Genomic DNA, 3,885 nt, shown 5'->3' with positions numbered 1-3,885 from the left:
GACTGCGCCATGCCTGGGGCGCCCACGCCGTCCACGTACGCCCCACGAAACCGGGCTGGCTCGAACTGCGGCTCGTCGGGTGGGACGTGCTCGCCGATGTGCGGCCCGCCCGGCGCCAGGCTGTGGCCGAGCCGCTTCGCCTGCCGCTGGCGCTGCGAGAGGACGGCGACTGGCACGTACGCGACTTCCGTACGGTGCCGCACGAACTGATCCTCGGCGCCATGCAGTCCGGAAAGTCCGTCTACCTGCGCAACTTGCTGTGCGGCCTGGCCCGGCAGCGGGTCGTCCTCGTCGGGATCGACTGCAAATGGGGTGTCGAACTGGCGCCCTTCGCACCCCGGTTGTCGGCGCTGGCCGACGACCCGGATCGGGCGAACGACCTCCTCGACGCGCTGCTGGAAGAGATGGAGGACCGGTTTCGGCTGATCGGGCTCAGTGGTGCCGATCCGGACGCCGTTCTCACCTCGGACGTCTGGGGGCTGCCGGACGCCGTACGGCCAGTCCCGGTAGTGCTGGTCGTTGACGAGGTGGCGGAACTCTTCCTCGCCGCGAACAGGGACGACGAGAAGCGGCGCGACGCGATGGTCACCAAGCTCATCCGCCTCGCCCAGCTCGGCCGCGCGGCCGGCATCTACCTCGAAGTCTGCGGGCAGCGCTTCGGCTCGGAACTCGGCAAGGGCGCCACCATGCTGCGTGCCCAACTGACCGGCCGCGTCTGCCACCGCGTCAACGACGAAGCATCGGCGAACATGGCCCTGGCCGACATCTCTCCCGAAGCAGCACTGGCCGCCACGTCCATTCCTGCCGACCGGCCCGGCGTCGCGGTCGTCGGCGACTCGTCCGGCGGATGGTCCCGCGTCCGCTCTCCTCTTCTCTCGCTCGAAGATGCGGCGGCCGTCTGCCGTGACACCTCGGCTCTGGTCCCTGAACTGCCCCGGCTCGACCGCTTCCGGCCCGCCGTCGCCGTCGCCTCGGCGGGGCCGTCCTCCTCGACCGGTGCCACGCCCACCGCGCGCCCGGTGACCGAGTAGCCCCCTCCCTTCCCTACGGCCGGCGTGACCGCCTCGCGCCATCTCCCTACCCCTCCCATGCCCGAAACAGGAAGGAACCGGAGCCGATGCGTGCCCACCTGGCCCGCGTGGACGCCGTCGTTGTCCAGGCCGTCATCGCGGGCGCCCTGTCCTTCTCCCACTTGCACGACCTCGCCGCAGCGGCCGGACAGGGCGGATGGAAGGCGTGGGCCTATCCCGTCAGCGTCGACCTGTTGCTGGTCGCCTCCTGGCGCCGGATGCGCCAGTTGCAGCGAACGGGGCAGGTGGCGGGTAGTCCGCGGCTGTGGTTCCTGGTGGCCCTTGCCGCCTCCCTCGGAGCCAACGTCGCCACCGCCGGACTCCTCGACCTGAACCACGTTCCCGCCTCGCTCCGCGTGGTGGTCGCAGGCTGGCCCGCCGTCGCCTTCTTCGGCGGCACTCTGCTGGCCCACACACCGGACAGCCAGGAACCCCCGGGGCACTCAGACTCGCCGACGGCTGGCCCGTACGAGGAACAGACCCCCGCTCCGGCTGCCATCGACGTTCCGGTGCCGGAGGAGCTGCCGGAACCAACCCCCGGCGAACCGGAAGCCGTCCCGGATCCGCCTTCACCCGGCCCCGCCATCGCGCTCCCACCCGCCCTCATCCAGCGCGCCCGGGCCCTGGCCGACGAACAGCGCTCGACCACCGGCCGCCCCGCCGACCCCGACGCCGTCCGCGCACGGCTCGGCCTTCCCCCGTCCATGACCGCCTCCGTCGCCGCCCACCTGTGAGAGGAGCACTGCCATGAACCGCCGCTTCCGCAACGTCCGCCGTATCGGCCCCGTGAACGTCGCCTCCTACATCGACCGCGGCAGGCATCGCCACCTGGCCGCCTGCACCGCACCCCGCTGCGACTTCTCGGCTGAGTACGACTCCCGCGCCGCCGCCGAACTCGCCGCTCGCACCCACCGCTGCTCGGCCTGACAGGAGATCACCGCATGCGCGTCCCGCTCTGGCTCGCCCTGCTCTGCGTCGCGGTCCTGGGCGTCAAGCTCATCCGCCCGCCCTGGTGGCTCGTCGCCGTGCTCCTCCTCGGCGGCTACTTGCTGACCGACAGCCTGCTGGCGCCCGTCATCGACTCCCTCCTCAAGTGACCCGTAAGGAGCCCTGCTCATGATCCGGCCGAAGATCCCCACCATGCCGCAACCGACCGTCCCGGTCGCCACGCCCGCCACTGTCGTGGAGCCGACCGCAGTCACTCCGGCCAAGCCGTCGACGCCCGCTCCTCCGGCGCCGGCCCGCCCGACCATCCAGTTGACGCCCGGCACGGCGCTCGCCCTCGTCGGTGGTGGCACCGCCGTGGTCCTGGTCGTGGGTGCCGTCCTCGTCTCCATGCTGCTCGCCGTCACCGTGACCGCCACATCGGTCGCCGTGTGCGCCGTCGTTCTCCGCTCTCTCCTCACCCGCCGCTGAACCAACGACTCCTTTCGTCTGCCCTGACTGTCTAGTCCCCTAGACAGTCAGGGCGGGGCCCAACACCCGCACCACAAGGAGGAACCTGCACATGCGCCCACCGGCTCCCCTTGGAGCCATCCGTCACCTGGCCGCCCTCGCCCGGCACGGCGACCTCGGCTCCTACGCCCGGCAGATCCAGCGCCTCGGCGGCTGTGAGCGGCCCGTACGAATGGAGGGTCACCGGCTCGACGTCCACGCGGCCACCGGTGAGATCGTCCGGGAGATCACCGACCGCGACCTTCCGGCCGGACAGCTCCTCATCCGCTGCAACAACCGTCGCGCCACCCGGTGTGCCACCTGCGCGGAGACGTACCGCAAAGACACCTTCCACCTCGTAACGGCCGGTCTGAACGGCGGCAAGGGCATCGGCCCGGCGGTCGCCCGGCACCCCCGCGTCTTCGCCACCTTCACCGCGCCGTCCTTCGGCCCGGTCCACAACCGCCCGGCCGGCGGCCGGTGCCGCTGCGGGCGTACGCACACCGAGGACGACCCCGCTCTGGGCACGCCGCTCGACCCGGAGCGCTACGACTACCGGACGGCCGTCCTCTGGAACGCGCACGCCGGTGCCCTCTGGGGCCGGTTCACCACCTACCTCCGCCAGCAGATCGCCTCCCGCGCGGGCCTCACTCGCTCCGCGTCACGCGACTGCCTCCGGGTGTCGTACGCCAAGGTCGCCGAGTACCAGCGGCGCGGCGCCGTCCACTTCCACGCGGTCATCCGCCTCGACGGTCCGGGAGGCGCGGAGGACGACCCGCCGGCCTGGGCCACGACCGAACTCCTCACCGACGCGATCCGCTCGGCCGCCCGCCTCGCCGAGACACCCGGCCCGGTCATCGACGGCCGCGCCTACGCCTTCCGCTTCGGCGACCAGCTCGACATCCGTCCCATCCGCTCAGCGGACTTCGCGGGCACCTCGGAGTTGTCCAGCCGGGCCGTGGCCGCCTACATCGCCAAGTACGCCACCAAGGGAGCCGAGACGGCCGGCACCCTCGACCGGCCCATCCGCAACCCGATCACCGACCTGATCGGCTCCGGCGTCACCGACCACGCCCGCCGGATGATCCTCACCTGCTGGCACCTCGGCGCGCTCCCCGAACTCGAAGCGCTGCGCCTGCGCAAGTGGGCCCACATGCTCGGCTTCCGCGGCCACTTCTCCACCAAGTCCCGTACCTACTCCGTCACCCTCGGCGCCCTCCGCCAGGAACGCGCCGACCACAACGAAGCCCTGGCCCGCGCCCGCGCGGCCGAAGCGGGCCACCCCCTGCCCGACCCGGACACCGTCCTCGTCCTCTCCCACTGGCGCTTCGCCGGGACCGGACTGACCACCGCAGAAGCCTGGCTCTCCACCTCTCGCCCA

The 3,885-nt window shown here is 72.0% G+C and carries 6 protein-coding genes; all 6 read left to right on the top strand.

What is annotated here, in order from left to right; all coding sequences use genetic code 11:
- The first annotated feature begins 2 nt into the window (after positions 1 to 2).
- Positions 3 to 1,031 carry an FtsK/SpoIIIE domain-containing protein gene (locus H5J33_RS26715; protein ID WP_258565424.1) on the top strand — a complete coding sequence of 343 codons (1,029 nt, stop codon included), beginning with the start codon at positions 3 to 5 and terminating at the stop codon, positions 1,029 to 1,031.
- Between the two features lie 86 nt (positions 1,032 to 1,117).
- Complete coding sequence (locus H5J33_RS26710) at positions 1,118 to 1,804, top strand: DUF2637 domain-containing protein (protein WP_181797405.1); 687 nt, start codon at positions 1,118 to 1,120, stop codon at positions 1,802 to 1,804.
- 13 nt (positions 1,805 to 1,817) lie between these two features.
- On the top strand, positions 1,818 to 1,997 hold the full coding sequence (locus H5J33_RS26705; protein ID WP_030734401.1) for a mobile element transfer protein: 180 nt from the start codon (positions 1,818 to 1,820) through the stop codon (positions 1,995 to 1,997).
- A gap of 14 nt (positions 1,998 to 2,011) precedes the next feature.
- Positions 2,012 to 2,167: a hypothetical protein gene (locus tag H5J33_RS26700; protein WP_106980647.1), complete on the top strand. Its 156-nt coding sequence runs from the start codon at positions 2,012 to 2,014 to the stop codon at positions 2,165 to 2,167.
- A 19-nt stretch (positions 2,168 to 2,186) separates the two neighbouring features.
- Positions 2,187 to 2,486 (top strand): SpdD-like protein, encoded by a 300-nt coding sequence (locus H5J33_RS26695; protein WP_181797404.1) that lies wholly within the window; start codon positions 2,187 to 2,189, stop codon positions 2,484 to 2,486.
- A 91-nt stretch (positions 2,487 to 2,577) separates the two neighbouring features.
- The coding region (locus tag H5J33_RS26690; RefSeq protein ID WP_181797403.1) for a replication initiator at positions 2,578 to 3,885 on the top strand (1,308 nt) is incomplete at its 3' end.

Source organism: Streptomyces sp. WELS2, assembly GCF_013870595.1.
Classification (GTDB): domain Bacteria; phylum Actinomycetota; class Actinomycetes; order Streptomycetales; family Streptomycetaceae; genus Streptomyces.
Note: the sequence above shows the minus strand (reverse complement) of the source record. Positions and strands in the feature narration are given on the sequence as shown.

What these genes read in the sequence shown, in the direction of transcription:
- H5J33_RS26710 (WP_181797405.1), top strand. Translation starts at nt 1,118, where the DNA reads ATGCGTGCCCACCTGGCCCGCGTGGACGCCGTCGTTGTCCAGGCCGTC.
- H5J33_RS26705 (WP_030734401.1), top strand. Translation starts at nt 1,818, where the DNA reads ATGAACCGCCGCTTCCGCAACGTCCGCCGTATCGGCCCCGTGAACGTC.
- H5J33_RS26700 (WP_106980647.1), top strand. Translation starts at nt 2,012, where the DNA reads ATGCGCGTCCCGCTCTGGCTCGCCCTGCTCTGCGTCGCGGTCCTGGGC.
- H5J33_RS26695 (WP_181797404.1), top strand. Translation starts at nt 2,187, where the DNA reads ATGATCCGGCCGAAGATCCCCACCATGCCGCAACCGACCGTCCCGGTC.